Genomic DNA, 25,432 nt, shown 5'->3' on the forward strand with positions numbered 1-25,432 from the left:
CGGCACAACGCCGGGACCAGGAACGCACAATGTTACCCGCCACCCCTGTGGGATGGCGAGAGGGTGCGACTATAGGAAAACCGCGGAACTTGTCAAGGTGAATTGCCGGCGGTTATTCGGCTGGAACCGGCTGCCGGGCCGTCGCCGGGCCAGTGGCGGCCTGTTCGAAGCCGGGTCCGGAGTTCTCGTCCGGCATGTCCTCGACCGGAACTGGCCGCAGCGGCATCCGGCCGGCCTTCAGCAGGGCACGGTCGCGGAGAACCTGCGGCAGGTCGAGGCTAAGCTTCAATTCGATGTTGCGCCAGATCTGGCGCAGGCGCTGGACATGCAGGTCCTCGCCGATCGCCTGCACCACCGATTCGAGGTTCTCCAACGTGATGCCGCGGTCGGCCAGCAGCACCGCACCCTTGCCGTCGGTCTTCGGACAATTCAGCGCCTGCATCAGCCGTGGCCGCGACTCCGGCCGGCTCATGAAGCGTTCGATGTCGAAGATGGTGCGGACATTGATGACCCGCAGCGCCTCGATCTGGTCGAGGTCGAGCGCCAGGATCAACTGCGCCTGAGCCACCCAGTCCATCGTCTCGTAGATGCCGTAGGGCGTTTCGACGAACAGCAGGATCGGGTTAGCCGTGGCCAGGTTCTGAACGTCCTCGATTTCGAACTCGGCAAGTCGGAACTTGATGGCCGAGTCGATGCCGAGAATCATGTCGATCGGATATTCGCGGATGAAGCCCTGGGCCCGCGGGTCGATGCGTCGGATCTGCAATTGCGGCACCCGACTCAGCAGCGTTTGCAGGCCGAGTTTGGGGAAGAATCCGGTCAGGAAGGCCACCAGCAATTCCGGTACGCCGTCACCGACCGCGCCCTCCGGCACGATGCGCGCCATGTCCATATAGGCGTGATGCAGGGTGACCGCGGTGATGCAGGCCAGGATGATGTGGCCGGTCACCCGCAGGAAGGAGATAGGCGACAGATCATAGTTGGAGATGCGGCGGATCAGGTAGTCGATCGACCAAACATAGGCGCCGAAGAAGGCGAAGGACAACACCGCCACGGTCTGGAGCTGATAATGCACCAGATCCATCGACGTGACGCCGTCGACTCCGTACAGCGTCATGCCGCTGAACAGCGGTTGGAAATGATCCAGCCGGTCCTTGCCCAGCAGCATGCCGCTGGAGGTCAGAAAGCCGCTGAAGGACACCATGATGAAGACCAGGACCGGAAAGAAATAGGCGCGCCATTCCGACGGCTGCGTGTTGTCCGGTCCCTGCGGCAGCGCGCGGTACTTATAGGCCGCGAACTCGAAGGAGGGGATCAGCTGGTCGTGATCCTGCCCTTCGATGCGGAAGACCGACTCCAGGTCCGCGATGATCTTCTGACGCACATTCTTGATGTTGCTGCGGCCGATGAAGATCGTCAGCGGAAGGATGAAGGACAGGCCGAGCAGACCGAGTGCGCTCAGCACCCGCAACTCGCCGACCACATGGATCACTTCGTCGAACATCACGCCCCCAGCCGGCCCCAGCCCGCAGTGCCGACACGTCGCTTTCCGGACGTGCAGCCAAGACAGCACGGCCGCCCGGCGGTCGCGCCGCCGAAGGTTATACTCTCATTGAGGGATTTATAATGCAATTTTGCGCGCGACAATCCGCAGCGCAAGCCCGTCCGCCTACAGGTCGGTCCCCGCAATCCGATGACGGATCGCTTCGGCCTGGACACGGACGCGGTTGAGATGCGGGTTGATCTTCAGCGCCGCATCGAACGCCCGCAGCGCCGGCTTTTCGTCGCCCAGCGCCAGATAGACGAGGCCCAGCTCGACCAGCGCCCCGAAATGACGGGGCTCAAGCGACAGGGTATGGCGCAGGTCCAGCATGGCGGCGCGATAGTCGCCCAGCATGTAATGGGCGGCAGCGCGCTTGTTCCATCCTTCGGCATAGGACGGGTCGCGGGCGACCACCGCGTCGAAGGCGTGCAGCGCCGACTCGTAGTCGTCGCCATTCAGGCTGAGCACCCCGGCGCGCATGTCGCGCACCATCACCGGGTCGGGATGCTCCAGCCAGAAGTCCCAGATATGCTCCTCCACCGATTCGGCATAGGCGGCGTCCGCGGTGCTGTGCAAGGCCTGGAAAAGACTGTCGAGACGCATGTTCCCCTGCCCCGCGCCGGCCGGCACCCCGAGGGTCAGCAGCAAAAGCACTGTCAAGGAAAAGAAGCGTCGAATCATCATGCTCCAAATTTGGGCACGGATTCGACGGGCTGCCAACTATTTTTTGGTTGCAAAACGCTAAAGAATTGGTCAGAGGCGCTGCCCTTGGGCTTTAGAGCCGCCGACCTATGCCCCTATACCATTGGTGCAGGCCGAAAAATGGTCGGAAACGGCGAACGGCCGGCGGATCGCTCCGCCGGCCGTCTGCTTTACCGGATGTGTCCAGATCGTCCCAAAGGCGATCAGGCGGCCTTGTTGCGGCCGGCCACGATTTCGTCGGTGACGTTGCGCGGCACCGGCTCGTAGTGGCTGAACTCCATCGTGTAGGACGCACGGCCCGAGGTCATGCCGCGCAGCTGGCCGATGTAGCCGAACATTTCGTTCAGCGGGACATTGGCCTCGACGGCGATGTTCGAACCACGCTCCAGCTGGCCCAGGACAGTGCCGCGACGACGGTTCACGTCGCCGATGACGTCGCCCAGGTAATCCTCCGGCGTGACGATCTCGACCTTCATCACCGGCTCGAGCAGGATCGGACCGGCCTTCGGCAGAGCCTCGCGGAAGCAGGCCTTGGCGGCGATTTCGAACGTCAGGGCGTTCGAGTCGACGTCGTGGTACTTGCCGTCCACCAGGCGGGCGCTGAAGTCCACAGTCGGGTAGCCGGCGAGGACGCCGTCTTCCTTCTGCATTTCCAGGCCCTTGCCGACCGACGGAACATATTCGCGCGGAACCGAACCGCCGACCGTCTCGTCCTTGAAGGTGAAGCCGGCGCCACGCTCCAGCGGCTCGAAGATGATCTTCACTTCGGCGAACTGGCCCGAACCGCCGGTCTGCTTCTTGTGGGTGTAGGTGTATTCGACCGGCTTGGTGATCGTCTCGCGGTAGGCGACCTGGGGCTTGCCCATGTTGCCTTCCACGCCGAACTCCGTGCGCATGCGGTCCAGCGTCACTTCCAGGTGCAGCTCGCCCATGCCGCGCAGGATGGTCTGGCCGGTTTCACGGTCGGTCTCCAGGCGGAGCGACGGATCGGCGCGGACCATCTTGCCGAGAGCGATCGAGAACTTCTCCTGCTCGCCCTTGGTCTTCGGCTCGACCGAGACGCTGATGACGGGGTCGGGGAAGCGCATGCGCTCCAGGATGACCGGGTGGGCGGCGTCGCACAGCGTGTCACCGGTCTCGGTCTCCTGCAGGGAGACGAGCGCGATGATGTCGCCGGCGCGGGCTTCCTCGATCGGGTTGGCTTCCTTCGCGAACATCTCGACCATGCGGCCGATCTTCTCGCGCTTGCCGCGGGTCGAGTTCAGGATCGACATGCCCTTCGTCAGCACGCCCGAATAGACGCGGATGAAGGTCATGGAACCGTAGGTGTCGTTCAGCACCTTGAAGGCCAGCGCCGAGAAGGGCGCGTCGTCGGAGCTGAGACGCTCGCCGTTCGCGTTGCCGTCCTCGTCCACCGTCTTGATCGCCTCGACGTCGGTCGGGGCCGGCAGCAGATCGACGACCGCGTCCAGAACCTGGCAGACGCCCTTGTTCTTGTAGGACGAGCCGCACAGGACCGGGGTGAAGGCGCCGGTGATGGTGCCCTTGCGCAGGCAGGCGCGCAGCACGTCGGCCGACGGCTCCTCACCCGAGTCCAGGTAGGCTTCCATCGCCGCGTCGTCCTGCTCCAGGGCAGTGTCGACGAGTTCGGCGCGCAGGGCCGGAATGCTGGCGACGTTGTCCAGGTCTTCCTTGACGGTCAGGTTGAGCTTGGCCGCGAGATCGTCGGTGATCTCCCAGGTCTCCCACTTGGCGTCCTTGTCGTCCGAGAACCAGACATAGGCCTTCATCTCGACGAGGTCGACCATGCCGCGGAAGTTGTCTTCCGAGCCGAGCGGAACCTGGATGCAGACCGGACGGGCGTTCAGACGCTGACGGATCATGCTGACGCAGCGCTGGAAGTTGGCGCCCGAGCGATCCATCTTGTTGACGTAGCAGATGCGCGGAACGTTGTAGTTGTCCGCCAGACGCCAGTTGGTCTCCGACTGCGGCTCCACGCCGGCGACGCCGTCGAACACCACGACCGCGCCGTCGAGCACGCGCAGCGAACGGTTCACCTCGATGGTGAAGTCGACGTGGCCGGGGGTGTCGATGACGTTGATCTTCTTGTCGCGCCAGAAAGCCGAGACCGCGGCGGACTGAATGGTGATGCCGCGCTTCTGCTCCTGCTCCATATAGTCGGTCGTGGTCGACGTCTTCAGATCCTTCGTCTCGTGGACGTCGATGATCGTGTGCTTGCGACCGGTGTAGTACAGAATGCGTTCGGTGGTCGTCGTCTTGCCCGCGTCGACGTGGGCGATGATGCCGATGTTCCGAATGTCAGACAGTGGCGTTTGGCGCGGCATGTTGCGGTTCCATTGCAGTAACGCGACAACCGAAGCGCGACCGTCAGGGTCGTCCGCTTCGGCGGCAGAGGTTGGTCGGGGTTTTACGGGCGATCTGTTAAGGCGTCATTAACATTCCGTAAACCGACAAGCAATTTGTCGGAATATTGAAGCGCGCGGCCCTCACAGCGTTCGGGCCACGCCGGCACACCCCAACCGAGGCTGCCGGGTCGCCCCGTTTCCGCCGCCTTATTTAGCAGCGGTGACCTGAATTTCAACGAGATACTCAGGAGCGGCCAGCCTGGCTTCCACTGTGGCGCGCGCCGGCGGATTGGCCGGATCGACCCAGGCCTCCCACGCCTTGTTCATCGCGCTGAAGCTGGCGATGTCCACCAGATAGATCGTGGCCGACAGCAGCTTGCTCTTGTCGCTGCCCGCTTCCGCCAGCAAGGCGTCGATCTGGGCCAGGATCTGGGCGGTCTGACGCTCGACGTCGGGCGTCGGCTCGTCGGCGACCTGACCGGCGAGATAGACCGTGTCCTTGTGGACGACCATCTGGCTCATGCGCGGTCCGGTGTGGAAGCGCTGGATCGACATTGCGGAAAGACTCCGGGTTCCGGGGGGCTCAAAAAAGACGCGGGTACGTCTATGCCATTCGGGGCCGCGCGCGAAGCGAAAAATGCGTCTCAGCCGCTCAGGGCTGACCCGCAGCGCCATCCTTCGCCAAAAGTGCGGCGAAACGCGCGGACGGGACCGCAAAATTGCGCACGGCCGGGCCGGGTCCGGCGGCGACGCCGACTCCGGCGACCGACCAGCCCTCTCCATTCGCCGTCGGTGTCCGCACCAGCAGCGGCCCGCCGCTGGTCCCGCGCGTGGCGTCGCAATCATGCACCAGCAGGCCGGCGCTTTCCCCCAGAAGATGACAGTCGCGGTCGGCCATCAGGATCTGCGCCCGGTCCTGGCTGTAGCCGCCGAGCATCACCGGCGTTCCCGGCGACAACTGTCCGGCGCTGAGAGGCAGCGAAGGCACCGACTCCGGGGCGGGCTCTGAAAGTGTCAGCACCGCCCAGTCGTCGGCGACCTTGGGAGTCGCGGATGCGGGGTCGTAGGCCGGGTCGGTCGCGACGCGCGCCACCGTGACATGGCGGGTGAACTCCCCCCGGTCATAGCCGAACAGGACATGCAGGGAGGACGCCTGCAGGAAGCGCCGCGTGCGCGGATTGAACAGGCAATGGCCGGCGGTCACCACCGTGTGCCGGCCGACCAGCGCCCCGGTGCAGCGGCCGGCCAGATTGGTCTGCACCCGGACGATGCTGCGCCAAGGCGCCGAAGTCGCATCCACCGGCGCCCGCCGGTCGCCAAGCCCGACGCCGGGAAGCAGCGGCCGTTCGGCATGGACGACCGGCGCACCGGCCAGGATCGTAAGGGCAAGCCCGGTTGCGACCACACGGCCAAGGCGAAGGTCGGGCCGACCGCGCGCATGTTCTTGCTCCGTTTCCCTCAATACCGTATCCTCCGACGCATGGCGACGCTGATCATCACCGAAAAATCCAGTCAGGCGAAGGACCTGCGCGCGGCCCTGGGCGACCGCTACGGCCGCATCCTGCCGGCCGAGGGCCATTTGCTGCGGCTTGCCGAGCCGGACGAGGTCGATCCCGCCTGGAAGCGCTGGTCGCCGACGCTGCTGAAGCCGGACGGGCTTTTCCCCACCCGGCCCGACCAGGGTGGCAACAAGGCGGCGAAGCTGCAGGCGATCACCGCCGCGCTGCGCGCCTGCGACGAGGTAATCCTCGCCACCGACTGCGACCGCGAGGGCCAGTTGATCGGCCAGGAGATCCTGGAGCATGTCGGTTATCGCGGCAAGGTGCGGCGCGCGCTTTTCACAGCCCAGGACCCGAAGACCCTGCGCGACGCCTTCGCCGCGCTGAAGCCCAACGACTCCATGCGGCCGCTCTACGAGGCGGCGGTGGCGCGTCAGCAGGCCGACCAGATCTACAACCTGTCGCTGACCCGCACGGCGACCAAGACCCTGCTGGCCCCCGGCACCCGTGGCGTCATCGGCATCGGCCGGGTCAAGACGCCGACACTGGCCATCGTCTGCCTGCGCGAGCTTGAGATCCGCAACTTCAAGCCGGAGGATTATTTCGAGGTTGTGGCGACCGCCGCCGTGGCGGAGGGCAGCTTCCAGATGCGCCACGCCCCGGCGCCGAAGGACCGCATCAAGGACCGCACCGCCGCCGAGGCCATCGCCCGCGCCGCCGACAACCACCGCGGCCCGCTGACCGTCACCGTCGAGGAGAAGCGGCAGGCGCCGCCCAAGCTGTACGACCTGCCCTCGCTGCAGAAGACCTGCGGTCAGCGCTGGGGCTGGACCGCCGACCGCACGCTGGCGGTGGCGCAGGAACTGTATGACGGCGAGGGCAAGAAGCTCATCACCTATCCGCGCGCCGAAGCGCGCTACCTGTCGGAGAACCAGATCGCCGACGCGCCGGCCATCGTCGGGGCGCTGACCCGGCTGCGCGGCTTTGCCCACCTCGACATTGCCCGGCCGGTGATCCGCAAGGGCAAGTCCGGCCATTTCTGCGACAAGGCACTGGAAGGCGTGTCGCACCATGCGGTGATCCCCAACGTCAATGTGCTGGACGATCTGGAATCGCGGCTGGTCCGGCTGACCGATGACGAGAAGCGGCTGTTCGCGCTGATCTGCCGCTCCTACCTCGCCGCGGTGATGCCGGATTACGAGTATCGCCAGACCAGCGTGACCATGCCGGTTCCGGTGCCATCGGCTGAGGGTGGCAAGCCCGTCGCCTTCCGGGCCGTCGGCCGCATCCCGCTGAAGCTGGGCTGGAAGGCCGCGTTCGGATCCGCCGAAAGCGACGACCGCTCCGGCGGCAAGGCGGAGGAGGAGGCAGAGCAGACCCTGCCGCCGCTGACCGACGGCGAATCGGCGATCCTGACCGATCCCAAGGTGGAGGCCAAGCGCACCCAGGCTCCCCCACGCTACAATGAAGGCACGCTGGTCGACGCCATGCAGAACGCCTGGCGCTTCGTCGAGGACCCGGCCCTGCGCGACCGGTTGAAGGAGGCCAAGGGTATCGGCACTCCGGCCACCCGCGCCGAAGTCATCAAGGGGTTGCGCAAGCAGAACCTGCTGGGGGCGGACGGCAAGTGGCTGGTCCCGACACCGGCGGGCCTGCACCTGTTCGAGACGTTGCGCGCCGCCGCCCCGACGCTGGTGGATCCCGGAACCACCGCGCTGTGGGAAATGAAGCTGGATGAGGTCGTCACCGGCCGCGCCGATTTCCGCCGCGTCATCGACGCCATTGCGACCGAGGCGGAACGGCTGATCGGTGCATTGGTCGGGCAACGCGGTACCGCGCTGGATCTCGGCCTGCCCGCCGCCAAGGTTCGATTCGCCGGCCGTGGCGCAGTTGGACGACGCACGACGACGCGAGGCGGCGGTGCTGTGTCGGGCGATGTGGCGAAGCCTGCGCGACGGCGGACCCGCAAGGTTGCGGCACCCGCCGAGGGGGACGCAGCGGCGCCAAAGCCGCGGCGCACCCGCAAGGCCAAGGGAACCGGCAGCGCCCCGCCAATCGCCGCAGTGGCAGCCGCAGTGGCTGAAAGCGGGCCGGCAGAGGCTTCGCCCATTCCGGAGTCGCGCCGCCGTCGCGAACCGACGGAGCGCATGGTCGCCTTCGCCCGCAGCCTGGCAGAGCGCAAGGGCATCGCCCTGCCCGACCCGTGCCTGCACGATTTCGATCAATGCCGCAGTTTTCTGGATCAGCACGCACGCTGACCACCGCCCAACGGCCGGGCCAACGGTTGCGTGATTGCGGAGATTTGCGCAATTTTGGCGATATTGATCGCTGGACTTGAGGCAATATGCCGGTAACTCTCTTGGAATTCGCAACCATTGCTGAGCATTTCCATGAGAGTCTCCGGTTGGCCTTCACGCTCCGTCACCGCCGCCGCATTGACCCTGGTTGCGACCGCCCCTGCGCTGGCCCAGGGCCTGCGGGATTACGGCGGCGCCAGCGTGACGCAGTGCATCCCATTCGCCATTTTTCAGCCGGTGTCCTTCACCGATCCGCCAAAGCTGAATTTCAGCATCGCCGGCGACAACACCATCCACACGGTGACCATGGACACCGGGTCCGTCGGGGTGGCCATGTCCGCCACGAGTATCCCGAATTACGAGACTTTGAAGTCAGCGCCGGGCGCCAAGCCGGGGACCCAGTTCCTGTCGAGCAGCAAGGTGCTGTGGGTCGGCACCTGGGTGCCCATGACGGTCACGCTCTATGACCGCGCCAACACGCCGGTCACGACCTCCGAGGTCTTGATCCTGGGCGTGGAGAAGTCCGGTACCTGCGACAGCTACCAGAGCGACCAGCAGATTTGCTCCAATCTGCCTGCGCCCGAGAAGCCGGTGCTGTATATGGGGGTCGGATTCGGCCAGGAGGCCGATTTCCAGCCGCAAGGCACACCCGACAAGAATGTCCTGCTGAACCTGCGCAGCGTGAACGGCCAGCCCATCGTCGACGGCACGTTCAACAAGGGTTACATCATCGGCCGTCAGGGCATCCAGGTCGGCCTGACCGCTGCGAACACGTCCGGCTTCCGCTTCGCCCAATTGGCCCCCTACCCGCAATATTTCGGCGACTGGATGATGCCGCAGGGCTGCATCACGGTGAATCCGGAGGTGAACCGCAATGCCGACGGCCCTGTCTGCACAATGGCCAACATCCTGGTGGATACCGGAATCCCGCAGAGCTACATGACGCTGCCGCCCTCGATCCAATTCGGCAAGGTGCAGCAGGCCGATCTGAGCGAGCCGACAAAGATGGTATGGGTGCTTGCGCCCAACACGTCGGTCGCCGTCCAGATTCCGAATGCCGGCAACCCGATTGCGAACGATGCCTTCATCGTCGGGGCCGGCGCACCGAACGAACCGGCGCAGGTGATCCCCTCCAGCACCGAACCGCCCCCGCCTGCTCCCAAGAAGGCGCCGTTCATCAATACCGGCCGCCATTTCCTGCGACAGTACCAGTTCCTGTACGACGCGAAGCAAGGCTATGTCGGGATGAAGGACCAGCCGAATCCCTGCGGCGAGCAATAGGCGGATAGGGGGCGCCCATCCGGCGCCCCCCAGTATCCGGGCGTGAAAAAAGCCCCGGAACGGGGCCTGACATCATGGACAGTGTTGGGAGTGGTGGGGAATGGTGGGCGATGAGGGGATCGAACCCCCGACATTCTCGGTGTAAACGAGACGCTCTACCGCTGAGCTAATCGCCCGAACCTGAAAAATCATGCACTGAAATGCAATCCGGCCGGGTGGTTGCCCGGCCGGCCGCACTATGCCCTGAGTGGGCTGGAAACTTCAAGCCTGCCAAACCTCTCGCTCAGTTCAGAGCGTCCTTGAGGGTCTTGCCCGCCTTGAACTTCGGCTGCTTGGATGCCGGGATGTCGATCTTCTCGCCCGTGCGCGGGTTGCGGCCCTCGGTCGCGGGGCGCTCAGCCACCGCGAAGGTGCCGAAGCCGACCAGACGGACTTCATCGCCGTTCTTCAAGGATTCGGCGATGCTGTCGAACACGGCGTCGACGGCCTTCGTGGCGTCGGTCTTGGACAGACCGGACGCTTCGGCAACATGCGCCACGAGATCGTTCTTGTTCACGCAATCCCCCTTCGAAATTCAGCAAATACTGAAAGACAAAAGCCGCCCCAGGACTTTTCGTCCACGACTTTTTGGAAGCAAAGGATAAGCACAGCGTTTGCCGCCCGTCAATTCCCGACGGGCGGCTAAGCTCCTCTTGTCCCAAAAGTCGACTGTCCGGCGACGGCTACGATCAGATCATGGCCGTTCTGGCCCCGGATCAGTGACGCAGGACCTCGCCGTCGGCACCCTTCTCCTGGGCCTTCGCCGCGGCTGGATCGACCTCCGGCTCGGTCCACTCGATGGGCTCCAGCGGACGCACCAGGGCGTTGCGCAGCACCTCGTCCACCGTGCCGACGGGCATGATCTCCAGCCCACGCTTCACGTTGTCCGGGATGTCCGCCAAGTCCTTCTCGTTGTCCTTCGGGATCAGCACATGCTTGATGCCGCCACGCAGAGCGGCCAGCAGCTTTTCCTTCAGTCCACCGATGGGCAGGACCCGGCCGCGCAGCGTGATCTCGCCGGTCATCGCCACGTCCTTGCGGACCGGAATGCCGGTCAGCACCGAGACGATGGAGGTGGCCATGGCGACACCGGCCGACGGGCCATCCTTCGGCGTGGCGCCTTCGGGAACGTGGACGTGGATGTCCTTCTTCTCGAACAGCGTCGGCTTGATGCCGAAGGCGACGGCGCGCGACTTGACGTAGCTCTCGGCCGCCTGGACCGACTCCTTCATCACGTCGCCCAGCTTGCCGGTGGTGGTGACGCGGCCCTTGCCGGGCAGGCCCACGGCCTCGATCGACAGCAGTTCGCCGCCGACCTCGGTCCAGGCCAGACCGGTGGTGACGCCCACCAGATCCTCCAGCTCCGCCTCGCCATAGTGGAAGCGGCGGACACCGGCATACTTGTCGAGGTTGCGGCGGGTGACCGAAACCTTGGCGTTGCCGCTCTTCAGCAGGATCTCCTTCACCGCCTTGCGGCAGAGGTTGGCGATCTCGCGCTCCAACGAACGGACGCCGGCTTCCCGCGTGTAGTAGCGGATCAGATCGCGCAACGCGTCGTCGGAGATGGCGAACTCACCCTTCTTCAGGCCGTTCGCCTCCACCTGCTTTTCGATGAGGTGGCGCTTGGAGATCTCGACCTTCTCGTCCTCGGTGTAGCCGGCGACGCGGATGATCTCCATGCGGTCCAGCAGCGGCTGCGGCATGCGCATCGTGTTGGCCGTGCAGACGAACATCACGTCGGACAGGTCGTAGTCGACCTCCAGGTAATGGTCGTTGAAGGTGCCGTTCTGCTCCGGATCCAGAACCTCCAGCAGGGCGGACGACGGGTCGCCGCGCCAGTCGGCGCCGAGCTTGTCGATTTCATCCAGCAGGAAGAGCGGGTTGGAGGACTTGGCCTTCTTCATGCCCTGGATGACCTTGCCGGGCATCGAGCCGATGTAGGTGCGGCGGTGACCGCGCACCTCGGCCTCGTCACGGACGCCGCCGAGCGACATGCGGACGAAGTTGCGGCCGGTCGCCTTGCCGATCGACTTGCCGAGCGAGGTCTTGCCGACGCCGGGCGGGCCGACGAGGCAGAGGATCGGCCCCTTGACCTTGTTCATGCGGTTCTGGACGGCGAGGTACTCGAGGATGCGCTCCTTGACCTTCTCCAGACCGTAATGATCGTCGTCCAGCACCTTCTGCGCCAGCTTCAGGTCGCGCTTCACCTTGGTGCGCTTCTTCCACGGAATGGACAGCATCCAATCCAGGTAATTGCGGACCACGGTGGCTTCCGCGGACATCGGGCTCATGGACCGCAGCTTCTTCAGCTCGGCCAGAGCCTTCTCGCGGGCTTCCTTGGAGAAGCGGGTCTTGTTGATCTTCTCTTCCAGTTCCGCCGATTCGTCGCGGCCGTCCTCGGTCTCGCCGAGTTCCTTCTGGATCGCCTTCAGCTGTTCGTTCAGATAGTACTCGCGCTGGGTCTTCTCCATCTGCCGCTTGACGCGGTTGCGGATGCGCTTTTCCACCTGCAGCACGCCGATCTCGCCTTCCATGAAGGCATAGACCCGCTCAAGACGCTCCGACACGGTCGCGCATTCCAGCAACTGCTGCTTTTCCGGAATTTTCAGCGCCAGATGCGAGGCGACGGTGTCGGCCAGCTTGCCGGCTTCCTCGATCTGGTTGATCGAGACCAGCACCTCCGGCGGGATCTTCTTGTTCAGCTTGATGTACTGCTCGAACTGGGAGACGACGGCGCGGCTCAGCGCCTCCAGCTCCTGGTTCTCGCCGGTCTTCTCCTCGACCAGCTCGGCCTGGGCCTGGAAGAACTCCTCATTGTCGGCGAACTTGGTGATGGCGGCGCGCTGGCCACCTTCCACCAGCACCTTGACGGTCCCGTCCGGCAGCTTGAGCAACTGCAACACGGTGCCGACGGTGCCGACGCTGTAGATGTCGGCCGGAGTCGGATCGTCCTGCGCGGCGTTCTTCTGGGTGACGAGCAGGATCTGCTTGTCATCCTTCATCACGTCTTCCAGCGCGCGCACGGACTTCTCGCGCCCGACGAACAGCGGCACGATCATGTGGGGGAAGACCACGATGTCGCGCAACGGCAGGACCGGGTAGAGGGCACCACGGGAGAGTTCGATCATGGGCAGGGCCTCAATGAATGGATCGCCGCCAGCCCGGAATGGGCCTGACACGGCCCTCGCCTCGGGTTGAGCGCGGGGATCGCCTACGGCACCGGACTAACGTGGCACACGGCCATGCGCCCTTCAAGGGGCTGCGACCGTCTTCCCGCCGTTTCCGCAAGGTGAAAAGGCCGTTTGGCCGGCCAAGACCGCCTTTGCTCTCCTTTCGGACGACTTAACAGGCGGTTCGAGCCGGTTTTGCCCCCCTTCGACCACCCAAACGGAAGCTTTGCGGCGCCATTCACCCTGTCAGCCGCAGACGATCCGCCGCATAGGCCCCCCAGGGGCGACGATTCGGAATGAACTGTCCGGGCGCCATGCGCCGGCTGCATCGGAAACGGGCCAAAAAAGAAAAGGGGCGCCTAAGCGCCCCTCTCGTCGTCCCGTCGCAAAGACTGCGACGGCCTATTGGTCCGATCACGCGCCCGGCGCTTCGCTGCGCCGTTCGGCGTGGACGTAGAGCGGCTTGGCGCGCCCTTCGACCACTTCCTTGTTGACCAGGATGCTCTCGATGCCGGTCAGACCCGGCAGGTCGAACATCGGGTCGAGCAGGATGGCTTCCATGATCGACCGCAGACCGCGGGCACCCGTCTTGCGGGCGATCGCCTTGTGGGCGATGGCCCGCATGGCGTCCTCGGAGAACTCCAGATGGACGTCCTCCATCTCGAACAGGCGCTGGTACTGCTTGACCAGGGCGTTCTTCGGCTTGCTCAGGATCTCGACCAGTGCCCCCTCGTCCAGGTCGGACAGGGTGGCGAGCACCGGCAGACGGCCGATGAACTCGGGGATCAGGCCGAACTTCAGCAGATCCTCGGGCTCGACCTCGTGCAGGATCTCGCCGGTGGCGCGCTCGTCGGCGGAGCGGACATCGGCGCCGAAGCCGATGCTGGTGCCCTTGCCGCGCTGGGCGATGATCTTGTCCAGGCCGGCGAAGGCACCGCCGCAGATGAACAGGATGTTGCTGGTGTCGACCTGCAGGAATTCCTGCTGGGGATGCTTGCGCCCGCCCTGCGGCGGCACGGAGGCGACGGTGCCCTCCATGATCTTCAGCAGGGCCTGCTGCACGCCCTCGCCCGACACGTCGCGGGTGATCGACGGGTTGTCGGACTTGCGGCTGATCTTGTCGACCTCGTCGATGTAGACGATGCCGCGCTGCGCCCGCTCGACATTGTAGTCGGCGGCCTGGAGCAGCTTGAGGATGATGTTCTCGACATCCTCGCCGACATAACCGGCTTCGGTCAGCGTCGTGGCGTCGGCCATGGTGAAGGGAACGTCGATGATTCGGGCCAGCGTCTGGGCCAGCAGCGTCTTGCCGCAGCCGGTCGGGCCGATCAGCAGGATGTTCGACTTCGCCAGTTCGACGTCGTTATGCTTCGTCCCGTGGGCGAGGCGCTTGTAATGGTTGTGGACCGCCACCGACAGCACGCGCTTTGCGTAAGACTGTCCGATGACGTAATCGTCGAGCACCGCATGAATATCGCGCGGAGTCGGGACCCCGTCGCGGGACTTCACGAGGGTCGTCTTGTTCTCCTCGCGAATGATGTCCATGCACAGTTCGACGCATTCATCGCAGATGAACACCGTCGGACCGGCAATCAGCTTGCGGACCTCGTGCTGGCTCTTGCCGCAGAAGGAGCAGTAGAGCGTATTCTTCGAATCGCCGCTGCTGGACTTGCTCATCGGTACTCCGTCATCTCGCGGGAGGCGTGGTCCCCTGGGACCATGCCCGTTCGCGGCGCCCCCCGACGCCGGTCCTACTCAGGTTATCGCGGACGACGCCCGCGACAAGGTCACGCGCCGGTTTAGCGACGCATTACAATCCGCATACCGGACGTGCCACAAGGGGATTCCCCTATGACCGCCCCCTATGACCGGATCGTGTCACCGCCATTCAACAACAGCGTCACGACCCGATCAACCCTTTGTTGGGAGGGCTTGGAAACCGCGGCTTACGAATGGTGGTCGACGCCGGGGCGCTTCTCCACCACCTCGTCGATCAGACCGAAGGCCTTCGCCTCCTCCGGCGACATGAACTTGTCGCGCTCCATGGCGGTCTCGATGGTGTCGAGGTCCTGCCCGGTGTGCTTGACGTAGATGTCGTTCAGGCGCGAGCGCAGCTTCAGGATTTCCTGGGCCTGGATTTCGATGTCCGAGGCCTGGCCCTGGGCGCCGCCCGACGGCTGATGGATCATGATGCGGCTGTTGGGCAGCGAGAAACGCTTGCCCGGCGCACCGGCGGCCAGCAGCAGCGAGCCCATCGAGGCCGCCTGCCCCATGCACACCGTCGACACCTGCGGACGGATGTACTGCATGGTGTCGTAGATGGCGAGGCCGGCCGAGACGTAGCCGCCCGGCGAATTGATGTAGAGCGCGATGTCCTTGTTCGGGTTCTCCGACTCAAGGAACAGCAGCTGCGAGCAGATCAGGCTGGCGACGGCGTCGTTCACTCCGCCGATCAGGAAGATGATCCGCTCCTTCAGCAGGCGCGAATAGATGTCGTACGCGCGCTCGCCCCGGTTGGTCTGTTCGATGACCATCGGGACCAGAGCATTCATCTTCGGCTCGAAGTCGTACATGTGTTCTTCCCTGCCCCCGCAGTTGGCTGAACCGGTGATCGTTGCCGGCACGGAACCACATATAGGAACCTTTGGGGGCGGATGGTAGTCCGCCCCCACTCCTTTCGGGGAGTTAGGCCGCCGCAGACTCGCTGCCTGCCTCGTCCTCGTCCTTGCTCAGCTCTTCGACGCTGACGGTCTTCTCGGTCACCTTGGCCTGATCCAGGATGTGGTCGACGACCTTGTCCTCGAAAATCGGGGCGCGGAGGTTCTCGAGCGCCTGCTGGTTCTGCTTGAAGAACTCGAACACCTGACGTTCCTGACCGGGGAAGCGGCGGGCTTCGTTGATCAGGGCGCGGTTCACCTCGTCCTGGGTGACCTGGATGTTGTTGCGGCGGCCGACTTCCGACAGCAGCAGGCCCAGGCGGACGCGGCGCTCGGCGATCGAGCGGTACTCGGCCTTCAGCTCGTCCTCGGACTTGTTGGCGTCCTCGCCGGCGGTGCCGTTCTTCAGCTCTTCCTGCAGGCGGGCCCAGATGCCCTCGAACTCGATGTCGACCATGCCGGCCGGCACCTCGAACGAATGGGCCTCGGCCAGCTTGTCGAGCAGCTGGCGCTTCACGCGCAGGCGCGACAGGCCGTCATACTCGCCCTTGATGCGGTCGCGGATGGCTTCGCGCATCTTCTCCAGGCTCTCCATGCCGAACTCCTTGGCGAGTTCGTCATTGACCTCGGCCGGGACGTTCTTGCGCAGCTCCTTCACGTCGACCTCGAAGACCGTCGCGGCGCCCTTCAGGCGCTCATGCGGGTAGTCCTCCGGGAAGGTGACGTTGACGGTGCGGTGCTCGCCGACCTTGGCGCCGACCAGCTGCTCCTCGAAGCCCGGCACGAAGCGGCCGGCGCCCAGCTCCAGCGGATAGTCCTTGCCGTCCATGCCCGGCAGGGCCTCGCCGTCGACGCTGCCCGCGAAGTCGATCACGGCGATGTCGCCGGTCTCGGCGGCGCGGTCCTCGGTGACCGGGGCCTGGGTCGAGTGGGCCGAGGCCAGACGGGTCAGCGCCTCTTCCACCGACTCGTCGGTGACCTCGGCGACCGGCTTCTCCAGCTCGATGCCCGAGAAGTCGCCCGGCTCGACGTCCGGCAGCAGCTCGACCGCCATCTTGTAGGTGAGGTCGCCGCCGTCCTCGTACTTCTCGACCTCGATCTTCGGCTGCAGGGCGACGCGCAGGCCGCGCTCGCTCAGCGCCTGGCGCGAGCTGTCGGAGATGGCGTCCTCCAGCACCTCGGACAGCACGCCGCCGAAATAGCGCTGCTTGATCACGGTGACCGGCACCTTGCCCGGACGGAAGCCCGGCAGCTGGACCGTGCGGCGCAGCTCTTCCAGCTTGCCGTTCACCTTCTCTTCGATGTCCTTGGCGGAAATGACGACCTGAAATTCGCGCTTGAGGCCGTCGGTGCTGGTCTCGGTGATGTTCATCGGAACGAAAGCCTATCTCGTTGTTCCGGCCCGGCGGCGCCCGTCCGGGCGGCCCGAATCCGTGTTGTCCATGCGGTCCAAGGTGTTGCCATGGTGCGGGCGAAGGGACTTGAACCCATACGACCGAAGTCACTGGAACCTAAATCCAGCGCGTCTACCAATTCCGCCACGCCCGCGTTCATGGCAAAGGCAGCCGCGACGGGTGCGCAAACACCCGCCGGACCGCCGGCGAAGTCCGGTCTATAGCACAGCGCGCCGGAAGCAAACAGGCAAAATGGCCCCACTCAAGAGAGTGAGGCCCGCTCTGTTCGCGTCAACCGCCGGCCTTCCCGGCCGCCTTGCTCCCCGCCTTGTCCAGGGAGCGCACCGCGGACGAGGTGATGATGCGTCCCTCGCCGGTGTAGGCCTCGTGATTGGCGTCGATTTCGCCCAGCCGGTAGCGGTAGTTGATCATCATTCCCAGCGACTGCTTCAGCCCCTTGGCCGAGCGGTCGGCCAGCCAGTTCAGCCGCTCCATCCGGGCGCCGTTGGTCAGGTGGAAATGCGCCACCGGGTCCAGCGCGCGGGCACGACCATGGCCCCTCGCCTCCTGCACACTTGTCAGGTAATGGACGCACATCCGCATCAGCGGGCCGCGCAGTTGCTTCTGCAGCTCTTCATCCTCTGCCCAGCCGGGACGGGAGACAGCGCGGACGAGCAGCGGCGATTCGTCGGTACCGACGCCGCCTTCGGTGGTCGCCTCGACATCGTCGGCCTGTTCCAGCTCGGCCAGCCGTTCGGCGATGCGCTCGGCCTCCGTGTTGGTCAGCAGGGCGTCGCCGTCGCGGTCCAGCGACCGGTCGAACCAGCGGCGGAAACCGGGGATCGGCGACAGGGTGGCGTAGCACTTGATGTTGGGGAACTCGGTCGCCAGCCCGTCGACCACCCGCTTGATCAGGAAATTGCCGAAGCTGATGCCGGCCAGCCCGACCTGCGCGTTGGAGATCGAATAGAAGATGGCGCTGTCTGCGCTTTTTGGATCGCAGACCGGCGCGGTGGGGTCGAGCAGGGCCTGCACATTGTCCGACATGCCCTGGACCAGAGCCACCTCGACGAAGATCAGCGGCTCGTGCGGCATGCGCGGGTGGAAGAAGGCGAAGCAGCGCCGGTCCGAATCGAGCCGATCCTTCAGGTCCTGCCAGCCGCTGATCTCGTGCACAGCCTCGTATTTGATGAGCTTTTCCAGCAGCGAGGCCGGGCTGTCCCAGGTGATGCGGTGCATCTCCAGAAAGCCGACGTCGAACCACGCCCGCAGCAGGTTCTTCAGATCGTCTTCCAGCGCCTGCAGCAGCGGTTCGCCGCGCGCCATTTCCATCAGTTCTGCGCGCAGGTCGACCAGGAACTTCACACCTTCCGGCAGGGCGTTGAACTGGGTGAGCAACCGCAGGCGCGGCGGTTCCAGCGCACGGCGCAGCGCCCGTTCGGCATGGCCGCGCGCCACCGGGTCGGCGGCAGCCTGGAAGGTCGCCATCGCGTCCATCACCGCATCGCGGTCGACGTCGAAGTCGCGCGCGAGCATTACTAGGAAGTTGCGCCGACCCTGGGGATCCAGCGCCAGATAGGTGCGGCCGAGCTGGGCGGCGCGGGCGCGGGCCGAAACCTCGCCGCCGCGCGATTCCAGGCAGGCCTCGATCTGCTCCTTGAGGCGCTCGGCGTCCTCCTTCGGCAGATGGGTGCGCGGCGGCGCGCCGACGGCGCCGCGGGCCGACGCCGCGATCTCGCGCCAGCGGGTGCGCAGGTTGTCCAGCGCGCGGTCGAAGAAATTGGGCTGCGCGGCCTGGGATGGCGGCACAGGCTCCAGAGTGGTGGTGTCGGGTGCGTCGCTCATGCCCCGGAGTCTGGCCCGACCGGAGCGCCGCCGCAAGAGGGCGCGCGAACGCCGTCGTCAGGGGTACCGCAGACGTCGACCCATGGTCCGGTCTTGGCAGGCCTCAACCCTGCGCCTTCAGCGCCTTCAGAACACCGGGCAGCGCTCCCGCCAGATCGTCGGAGATCAGGCCGGGGCCGAGCACGCGCGCCGCCTCGCCATGCAGCCAGACGGCGGTGCAGGCCGCCTCGAACCCATCCATTCCCTGCGCCAGCAGGCCCAGGACGATGCCGGCCAGCACGTCGCCGGTGCCGGCGGTCGCCAGATCGGGCGGCGCGTTGACATTCACCACGGCGCGGCCATCGGGGGCGGCGACCACCGTATCCGCTCCCTTGAGGACGGCGACGGCGCCTGACCGCGCGGCGGCGGCCCGCACCCGCGACAGCTTGTCGCCGTCCATGCCGACCGAATCACCGAACAGCCGGGCGAATTCCCCCTCATGCGGGGTGAGGACGCAGCGCTTGTCGAGCCGGTCGAGAAGCTCGTCGGCCGACTCGGCGAAGCTGGTCAGCGCGTCGGCATCCAGGACGCAGGCCCGGCGCGCGTCCAGCGCGGCCATCACGGCGGCGCGGGTCTGCGCCCCCCTGCCCGCCCCCGGCCCGATCAGCACCGCGTTCTTGCGCGGGTCCTGCAACAGCCGGGCGAACGCGCCGTCATCCTCCAGCGGATCGACGATCACGCTGGCGCAGCCGGCGGCATAGATGGGGAAGGCTTCCTGCGGGCAGGCGATGGTGAGCAGCCCGGCACCGGCGCGCAGGGCCGCAACCGAGGCCAGCCGGGCCGCACCCGTCATCCGTGCCCCGCCCAGCACCACCGCATGGCCGCGTGCGTACTTGTGGCCGTCCAGCGCTGGCCAGGGAAAGCGATGATGCCACAACGACGGCTCGTTCACCGCGGTCTGCGGCGCGATGCTGTCCAGCACCCGCTCCGGAATGCCGATGTCGGCGACCACCACCTCGCCGCACAAGGCGCGGCCCGGCAACAGCACATGGCCGGGCTTGCGACGGAAGAAGGTGACGGTCAGCGCCGCTTGCGGAGCGGCCCCCAACACCCGGCCGCTGTCGCCGTGCAGGCCGCTCGGCACATCGACGGCGACGACGGTGCGACCCTCCATCGCCTCGACGATCGCGCGGGCGAGGCCGTCGAGCGGCCGGGACAGGCCGGCGCCGAACAGCGCGTCGATGACCAGGGGGTTGCCCTTGAGGATGTAGGGATCGGCTGCCTCGATCGGGCCGGGCCAGCGCTCCGCCGCCACCGCCGCGTCGCCGGTCAGGGCCGAACGCGTGCCGAGCAGGGCCAGCCTCACCGGCCAGCCCGCCTCCAGAAGAAGCCGGGCGATGACGAAGCCGTCGCCGCCATTGTTGCCGGGACCGCAGAGCACGGCGGTCGGGTGCGGCGCCCAGCGCTCGCACACGGCGCGGACCACGGCGGCGCCGGCGGCCTCCATCAGGGCCGGGCCGGGCACCCCGGCGGCGATGGCCAACTGGTCGGCCCGATACATCTCCGCGACGGATAGAAGCTCATCCATCCCCCATTCCCCCGGCGCTGCCTTCCCTTGCGGGCGAACTCTCTAGGGCGAACATTCGCGCCCCCACTCTACCCGTGGGCTGCGTCTTTGCCTGGAAAGCACGATGCAGACAAGCATGAACGCCCGCGAAACGGCCAATCAGCCGTGCGGACGATAAGAAGAACGGATTTTCAGAAGAAAGAAAAGGGAAGATGGGGCGATGGATGGGACTCGAACCCACGACCACTCGGACCACAACCGAGGGCTCTACCAACTGAGCTACCACCGCCGCCGTCAGCGTTTCCGCCGTCGGGAGCCGCGTTATCCTCCAGCTCGGCTTTCCGGTCAAGCACCTTTTTCACGAAAAATGAAAAAACCTATTTCGGGGCGCCAAGGCCCCACTTTCGCCCGTCCGGAGCAACCATCCAGCCCCGCCAGCGCAGAGCACTTGCGCCAATTGCACAAATATTGTTCACTCCGCCGAATCCTTCGGCAGCACCCTGCCCCATTGGACGGCACCCGACCGTCTTATGACCAGCGTCGATGCCGCCGGATCGGATCGGCCGAATGTGGCACGCTCCATGCTTATCGTCGTCGCTGTCGGCAGTGCCGTGGACGGTGCCTGCCGGCGTTGGCACCTCGTACACGAGAGACCCATGAAGAAGATCGAAGCCATCATCAAGCCGTTCAAGCTCGACGAGGTGAAGGAAGCCCTTCACGAAGTCGGGATCAAGGGGATCACCGTCACCGAAGCCAAGGGCTTCGGCCGCCAGAAGGGCCACACGGAGCTTTACCGCGGCGCGGAATACGTCGTGGACTTCCTGCCGAAGGTGAAGATCGAGGTGGTGATGGAGGATTCCCTGGTGGAGCGGGCGATCGAGGCGATCCAGCAGGCCGCCCATACCGGCCGCATCGGCGACGGCAAGATCTTCGTCACGCCCGTGGAGGAGGTGGTCCGCATCCGCACCGGGGAGAAGGGCGCCGACGCGATCTGACCGCGCCCGGATAGCATCGTCCACCGGCTCCTCCCTTCCGACCGGCACCCTCCCGACCAGAATCCGCCAACATGCGCCGCTTTCCCCATCACCTCATGCCGGCCCCGGCCGCACACCTCGCCGAACGGCCGATGGCCGCCTATGGCGAACGTGCGACTTTTTGGGTTGGCGCGTTGTGCGGGGAAGAAAGGCGTGAGATAACGTCCGCCGCGAGCGCCGCCCTCCGCCGCCAGGGCCCCGTAGGGGCTTGGGCAGCGGCTTGACGCAGCGGGATCCAACCCTCTTAAAGCGTGGAAAAAGAGACATGTCCGACATCAGCAAGGTCTTCGACCTGATCAAGGAACACGACGTCAAGTACGTGGACCTGCGCTTCACCGACCCGCGCGGCAAGCTGCACCACACGGCCCAGCACGTCTCGACCATCGACGAAGACGTGTTCGAAGACGGCATCATGTTCGACGGTTCCTCGATCGCCGGCTGGAAGGGCATCGAAGAGTCGGACATGATCCTGAAGCTGGACCCGACGACGGCCGTGATGGATCCGTTCGCCGCCCAGCCGACGCTGAACATCCTCTGCGACGTCTATGATCCGGGCACCGGCGGCGCCTACGCCCGCTGCCCGCGCGGCATCGCCAAGGCCGCCGAGAAGTACACGGCCTCGGCCGGCATCGGCGACACCGTCTTCTTCGGTCCGGAAGCCGAGTTCTTCGTGTTCGACGACGTGAAGTACTCCGTCGACATGAACAAGGTGTCGTACGAGTTCGCCTCGGACGAGGGTTCCTACTCGTCGGGCAAGGACTATGAGGACGGCAACCTGGGCCACCGCCCGGGCACCAAGGGCGGCTACTTCCCGGTCGCTCCGGTCGACAGCTGCAACGACCTGCGCGCCGAGATGCTGAGCGTCCTGGCCGAGATGGGCGTTCCGGTCGAGAAGCACCACCACGAGGTGGCCGCCGCCCAGCACGAGCTGGGCATCAAGTTCGACACGCTGGTCCGCACCGGCGACAACATGCAGTACTACAAGTACGTGGTGCACAACGTCGCCCACGCCTACGGCAAGACCGCGACCTTCATGCCGAAGCCGGTCTTCGGCGACAACGGTTCGGGCATGCACTGCCACCAGTCGATCTGGAAGGACGGCCAGCCGCTGTTCGCCGGCAACCAGTACGCCGACCTGTCGGAGCTGGCGCTGTACTACATCGGCGGCATCATCAAGCACGCCAAGGCGCTGAACGCCTTCACCAACCCGTCGACCAACAGCTACAAGCGTCTGGTCCCGGGCTATGAGGCTCCGGTGCTGCTGGCCTACTCGGCCCGCAACCGTTCGGCCTCCTGCCGCATCCCGTACGTCGCCTCGCCGAAGGGCAAGCGCGTCGAGGTCCGCTTCCCGGATCCGTCGGCCAACCCGTACCTGGCCTTCGCCGCCATGCTGATGGCCGGCCTGGACGGCATCCAGAACAAGATCCATCCTGGCGACGCGATGGACAAGAACCTGTACGACCTGCCGCCGGAAGAGCTGGCCAAGGTCCCGACCGTTTGCGGCTCGCTGCGCGAAGCCCTGAACTCCCTGCGCGAGGACAACGAGTTCCTGCGCAAGGGCGATGTCTTCTCGCAGGACATGATCGACGGCTACATCGACCTCCGCACGGAAGAGATGATGGCCTTCGAGACCATGCCGCACCCGATCGAGTACAAGATGTACTACTCGGTTTGATTTGGCCCTTGGAAACACTGGGCCTTTCATCACTTCGGAAACGGAGGGTGTACCGGCCCGGTGTACCCAGTCAAGAGGCTCCCTGGGAAACCAGGGGGCCTCTTTTCTTTGCGGTTATTGGCATCTTTTCCTTTTCCACCAAGAAGCCTTCGGAGGGACACCCACGTGCGTGTTGTCATGACCGCTACCAGATACAGCCGATACCGACGCGAGGAAGACAGAAGAGAGCCACGACTACTCTTATAAAATAAGAACAAAGTAGAGAAAAATCGGCATATCGATGAAGAACATAGCCTACGCAATTTTGAAGAGAACCAATGCAATGAATTATTGATTTCTCATACAAAGGCGAACATCTACACTTCTCCACACGAGATAGCGAATAGAATATCAAAATATAGCAGCATAACTCGGATCGTCCCTTTATTTTCTCGCAATGCCAAACTATTTTCTAAGCTGTAATACTGTTCGCTACTTTTGTAACCTCGCCAAACAATGTTGTTGTGCTTGATGTTATTGCCAAGGCTCCGAGATTAGCAGCCTCAATCTTGTGTTCGACCTCACCTCTGGCACTGCAAAATATTATATATGCCGTATTGAATTTCCTATAACGCAACTCCCTTAGAAGGCTCAGGCCTGCCGTGTAGTCAGCCCCCCTACCCATGTCTGATATGATTAAGTTATAAGAAGCCTTGGAGTTTTCCACCAACTCGTCAAAAGCGTCGTTGGTGCTTAAAACTTGGGTTATTCTTGCACCCATTGAACGAAGGACATTAACCGGATAGGCATTATTTGACGGTGCGTCATCAACCCACAATATATTGAGAAGCCTCACGTTGTCCGAAACCAACGAAGGTGCTTCGTCATCGATTTCTGGCCGCACGGATCTGAAGAGGCGTATAGATCCGGATATCTCAACAATCATACGGTTTATCTCTGCCCGCCTCGCGTTGGCATCTCGAACTATTCCTTCGAGATTATTTTTATGCTCCTCATAATGGTGCTTTGCATCTTCTTCAAGCAAACCCATACGTCTAGTTATATCTTCAACTGCGGCGGAAATATTCTTTTCTAACCCGGGAAATTGCCTCTCTATTTCTTTTTTAACGATAGACTCCAGCTGCTTTTGCACTTCAATCTGAACATCTGAGCGAGTTTTCCAGTTCATCCACGCCAAAATTGCGCCGAAAATTAATGTTGCAGCTCCACCGAATATCGAAAACGTCTGAATAAAATCACGATAGGATTTCGCTTCTTCATCAAGAAGCTTCTTGTAATCAACAAACTGCTTAAGAGTCATAGATGGCTCTGCAGAAATTTGCCCTTCGCCGCCATGAGCACCTCCTACCGCTCCAAAAACTATCATCAGAAACGCAGCAAAAGCGAATGCCTGAATTTTTTCTTTCACGTCCAGCGCTCTATTCTAGTGAGAGAACAGCACGCCGAATTTTGGCAACCCGAAAGCTGACGGTCCAGGCCTATATTCAATTCCCGCCACATTGCTCAAGAGACGCCTATGCATGACATGACAGGGCAAAGCACGCCAGGTGTCACGGTACCGGTCAGGCCTCTCCCAATAGAAGGCTGCAGTTACACTCGACGAGACGGCGCCCCCCGCGGCGTCCGGCGACGGGCGCCGCGGTCGGTTCTGCATCATTCGAAAGCCGTTCCCGGTTCGCGCCGGGGGCGGTTTTCTTTTTTGGCCTGTTCGATCCAGACGCCGACGTCCGGCGGCGCACTGCCCGTTCGCTCCGCGCAATCCGCCTTTGCGCAATTGCAGGCCGGGAACAGGCAGCCGTCGCCGTTCAGATCGGTCGCCCGCACCGCGAGGTCGTAGCGCACGCCACGCATGATGGCGGGGCCGGCGGTGCTGTGGCGCTCGTAATGCTCCACGACATGGCGGACGCGGGTGAGCAGTTCGCGCCGTTGATCGTGTCCCGGGTCCATGCCTTCGCCCCCAATCGCCAGTGATTGCAGCCATGAACAGGGACGCCGGAGAGCCGCGTCCTGTTCCGGCATCCATGCGCAGTACGGCGCAAGGTGAACTCAACGCACAGGAATGATGCGGCGGCCCGGCTGTTGCCACAGCAGTGATCAAGATGGGTGACCAAGACGGGAGGGCAAGATGGATCGCGACAAGTTGCACCGCGTCGCCAAGGCGTTGGGCGACGTCCGCCTTTACGAGAAGCATCACACCGGTGAGTTTATCACCATGCGCCTGCGCGACTCCCTGGCCGACAGCCCCGGCTATGATGCCGCCGAGGTGGACAGGAAGCTGTTGGAACTGGCGCGGGTGGCGCTGGAGGCTGCCGAATAGTGGCGGCGCAGGGTGACGAAGCGGCGGGCGGCCTGTTGGTGGAGGTGAAGCCAGCCAACAGAGGGAG

Annotated in this window: 19 protein-coding genes and 3 tRNA genes; 5 read left to right on the plus strand and 17 right to left on the minus strand. The window is 64.4% G+C overall.

Annotated elements, in window-relative coordinates; all coding sequences use genetic code 11:
- Positions 1-112: 112 nt before the first annotated feature.
- From FZ029_RS01335 to FZ029_RS01355, 5 genes are all read right to left on the minus strand, one after another.
- Entirely contained in the window at positions 113-1,504 is a 1,392-nt protein-coding gene (locus FZ029_RS01335; RefSeq protein WP_149267719.1) for a hypothetical protein, read from the minus strand.
- 165 nt (positions 1,505-1,669) lie between these two features.
- Positions 1,670-2,146, minus strand: a complete 477-nt coding sequence (locus FZ029_RS01340) for a tetratricopeptide repeat protein (protein ID WP_247892092.1) — start codon at positions 2,144-2,146, stop codon at positions 1,670-1,672.
- Between the two features lie 302 nt (positions 2,147-2,448).
- On the minus strand, positions 2,449-4,590 hold the full coding sequence (fusA, locus tag FZ029_RS01345) for an elongation factor G (RefSeq protein ID WP_149198338.1): 2,142 nt from the start codon (positions 4,588-4,590) through the stop codon (positions 2,449-2,451).
- Positions 4,591-4,818: 228 nt separating this feature from the next.
- Positions 4,819-5,166 (minus strand): RidA family protein, encoded by a 348-nt coding sequence (locus tag FZ029_RS01350; RefSeq protein ID WP_149267721.1) that lies wholly within the window; start codon positions 5,164-5,166, stop codon positions 4,819-4,821.
- Between the two features lie 97 nt (positions 5,167-5,263).
- A complete protein-coding gene (locus FZ029_RS01355; RefSeq protein ID WP_247892093.1) occupies positions 5,264-6,073 on the minus strand; it encodes a trypsin-like serine protease in 810 nt (269 codons plus the stop codon).
- Positions 6,074-6,091: 18 nt separating this feature from the next.
- Between FZ029_RS01355 and FZ029_RS01360 the strand changes: the two genes are divergently transcribed.
- Positions 6,092-8,368, plus strand: a complete 2,277-nt coding sequence (locus FZ029_RS01360) for a DNA topoisomerase (RefSeq protein ID WP_149267723.1) — start codon at positions 6,092-6,094, stop codon at positions 8,366-8,368.
- 132 nt (positions 8,369-8,500) lie between these two features.
- Positions 8,501-9,688 (plus strand): hypothetical protein, encoded by a 1,188-nt coding sequence (locus FZ029_RS01365; protein WP_149267724.1) that lies wholly within the window; start codon positions 8,501-8,503, stop codon positions 9,686-9,688.
- A 101-nt stretch (positions 9,689-9,789) separates the two neighbouring features.
- On the opposite strand, the gene FZ029_RS01370 is transcribed toward FZ029_RS01365, so the two are convergent.
- The 10 genes from FZ029_RS01370 to FZ029_RS01415 all read right to left on the minus strand — a co-directional run bounded on the left by FZ029_RS01370 (position 9,790) and on the right by FZ029_RS01415 (position 20,628).
- Positions 9,790-9,864 (minus strand) — tRNA-Val (locus FZ029_RS01370).
- A gap of 107 nt (positions 9,865-9,971) precedes the next feature.
- Positions 9,972-10,244, minus strand: coding sequence for an HU family DNA-binding protein (locus FZ029_RS01375; RefSeq protein ID WP_012974523.1), 273 nt, complete (start codon positions 10,242-10,244; stop codon positions 9,972-9,974).
- 199 nt (positions 10,245-10,443) lie between these two features.
- A complete protein-coding gene (gene lon, locus FZ029_RS01380; protein ID WP_149267725.1) occupies positions 10,444-12,855 on the minus strand; it encodes an endopeptidase La in 2,412 nt (803 codons plus the stop codon).
- A 456-nt stretch (positions 12,856-13,311) separates the two neighbouring features.
- Positions 13,312-14,574: an ATP-dependent Clp protease ATP-binding subunit ClpX gene (gene clpX / locus FZ029_RS01385; RefSeq protein WP_149198333.1), complete on the minus strand. Its 1,263-nt coding sequence runs from the start codon at positions 14,572-14,574 to the stop codon at positions 13,312-13,314.
- Between the two features lie 269 nt (positions 14,575-14,843).
- Entirely contained in the window at positions 14,844-15,470 is a 627-nt protein-coding gene (gene clpP / locus FZ029_RS01390; RefSeq protein WP_042688570.1) for an ATP-dependent Clp endopeptidase proteolytic subunit ClpP, read from the minus strand.
- 112 nt (positions 15,471-15,582) lie between these two features.
- The gene (gene tig / locus FZ029_RS01395) at positions 15,583-16,926 is read right to left on the minus strand and encodes a trigger factor (RefSeq protein ID WP_149198332.1); all 1,344 of its coding nucleotides are present in this window, start codon (positions 16,924-16,926) and stop codon (positions 15,583-15,585) included.
- 91 nt (positions 16,927-17,017) lie between these two features.
- Positions 17,018-17,102: transfer RNA gene (locus FZ029_RS01400), tRNA-Leu, on the minus strand.
- Between the two features lie 137 nt (positions 17,103-17,239).
- The gene (locus FZ029_RS01405) at positions 17,240-18,793 is read right to left on the minus strand and encodes a malonyl-CoA decarboxylase (protein WP_149198331.1); all 1,554 of its coding nucleotides are present in this window, start codon (positions 18,791-18,793) and stop codon (positions 17,240-17,242) included.
- Positions 18,794-18,896: 103 nt separating this feature from the next.
- Positions 18,897-20,360 (minus strand): NAD(P)H-hydrate dehydratase, encoded by a 1,464-nt coding sequence (locus FZ029_RS01410; RefSeq protein ID WP_149267726.1) that lies wholly within the window; start codon positions 20,358-20,360, stop codon positions 18,897-18,899.
- A 192-nt stretch (positions 20,361-20,552) separates the two neighbouring features.
- A tRNA-His gene (locus FZ029_RS01415) sits at positions 20,553-20,628 on the minus strand.
- Between the two features lie 367 nt (positions 20,629-20,995).
- Here FZ029_RS01415 and FZ029_RS01420 point away from each other — a divergent pair.
- Together FZ029_RS01420 and glnA are read left to right on the plus strand one after the other, a co-directional pair.
- Positions 20,996-21,334: a P-II family nitrogen regulator gene (locus FZ029_RS01420; RefSeq protein ID WP_012974531.1), complete on the plus strand. Its 339-nt coding sequence runs from the start codon at positions 20,996-20,998 to the stop codon at positions 21,332-21,334.
- Positions 21,335-21,638: 304 nt separating this feature from the next.
- On the plus strand, positions 21,639-23,048 hold the full coding sequence (gene glnA / locus FZ029_RS01425; RefSeq protein ID WP_109086114.1) for a type I glutamate--ammonia ligase: 1,410 nt from the start codon (positions 21,639-21,641) through the stop codon (positions 23,046-23,048).
- Between the two features lie 451 nt (positions 23,049-23,499).
- Here glnA and FZ029_RS01430 read toward each other — a convergent pair whose 3' ends face one another.
- Together FZ029_RS01430 and FZ029_RS32850 are read right to left on the minus strand one after the other, a co-directional pair.
- On the minus strand, positions 23,500-24,456 hold the full coding sequence (locus FZ029_RS01430; protein WP_149267727.1) for a response regulator: 957 nt from the start codon (positions 24,454-24,456) through the stop codon (positions 23,500-23,502).
- A 245-nt stretch (positions 24,457-24,701) separates the two neighbouring features.
- On the minus strand, positions 24,702-24,995 hold the full coding sequence (locus FZ029_RS32850; protein WP_211104086.1) for a hypothetical protein: 294 nt from the start codon (positions 24,993-24,995) through the stop codon (positions 24,702-24,704).
- Between the two features lie 178 nt (positions 24,996-25,173).
- Here FZ029_RS32850 and FZ029_RS01440 point away from each other — a divergent pair, with 178 nt between their 5' ends.
- Positions 25,174-25,365, plus strand: coding sequence for a hypothetical protein (locus tag FZ029_RS01440; RefSeq protein WP_149267728.1), 192 nt, complete (start codon positions 25,174-25,176; stop codon positions 25,363-25,365).
- The last annotated feature ends 67 nt before the right edge of the window (positions 25,366-25,432 follow it).

The organism is Azospirillum sp. Sh1 (assembly GCF_008365135.1).
In the GTDB taxonomy this organism is placed as follows: Bacteria; Pseudomonadota; Alphaproteobacteria; order Azospirillales; family Azospirillaceae; genus Azospirillum; species Azospirillum oryzae.

Coding starts and splice junctions, on each gene's coding strand:
- lon (WP_149267725.1), bottom strand. CDS start 12,855: ATGATCGAACTCTCCCGTGGTGCCCTCTACCCGGTCCTGCCGTTGCGC.
- tig (WP_149198332.1), bottom strand. CDS start 16,926: ATGAACATCACCGAGACCAGCACCGACGGCCTCAAGCGCGAATTTCAG.
- FZ029_RS01360 (WP_149267723.1), top strand. CDS start 6,092: ATGGCGACGCTGATCATCACCGAAAAATCCAGTCAGGCGAAGGACCTG.
- FZ029_RS01340 (WP_247892092.1), bottom strand. CDS start 2,146: ATGCGTCTCGACAGTCTTTTCCAGGCCTTGCACAGCACCGCGGACGCC.
- FZ029_RS01335 (WP_149267719.1), bottom strand. CDS start 1,504: ATGTTCGACGAAGTGATCCATGTGGTCGGCGAGTTGCGGGTGCTGAGC.
- clpP (WP_042688570.1), bottom strand. CDS start 15,470: ATGTACGACTTCGAGCCGAAGATGAATGCTCTGGTCCCGATGGTCATC.
- FZ029_RS32850 (WP_211104086.1), bottom strand. CDS start 24,995: ATGGACCCGGGACACGATCAACGGCGCGAACTGCTCACCCGCGTCCGC.
- FZ029_RS01365 (WP_149267724.1), top strand. CDS start 8,501: ATGAGAGTCTCCGGTTGGCCTTCACGCTCCGTCACCGCCGCCGCATTG.
- FZ029_RS01350 (WP_149267721.1), bottom strand. CDS start 5,166: ATGTCGATCCAGCGCTTCCACACCGGACCGCGCATGAGCCAGATGGTC.
- glnA (WP_109086114.1), top strand. CDS start 21,639: ATGTCCGACATCAGCAAGGTCTTCGACCTGATCAAGGAACACGACGTC.
- FZ029_RS01410 (WP_149267726.1), bottom strand. CDS start 20,360: ATGGATGAGCTTCTATCCGTCGCGGAGATGTATCGGGCCGACCAGTTG.
- FZ029_RS01405 (WP_149198331.1), bottom strand. CDS start 18,793: ATGAGCGACGCACCCGACACCACCACTCTGGAGCCTGTGCCGCCATCC.
- FZ029_RS01420 (WP_012974531.1), top strand. CDS start 20,996: ATGAAGAAGATCGAAGCCATCATCAAGCCGTTCAAGCTCGACGAGGTG.
- clpX (WP_149198333.1), bottom strand. CDS start 14,574: ATGAGCAAGTCCAGCAGCGGCGATTCGAAGAATACGCTCTACTGCTCC.
- FZ029_RS01440 (WP_149267728.1), top strand. CDS start 25,174: ATGGATCGCGACAAGTTGCACCGCGTCGCCAAGGCGTTGGGCGACGTC.
- fusA (WP_149198338.1), bottom strand. CDS start 4,590: ATGCCGCGCCAAACGCCACTGTCTGACATTCGGAACATCGGCATCATC.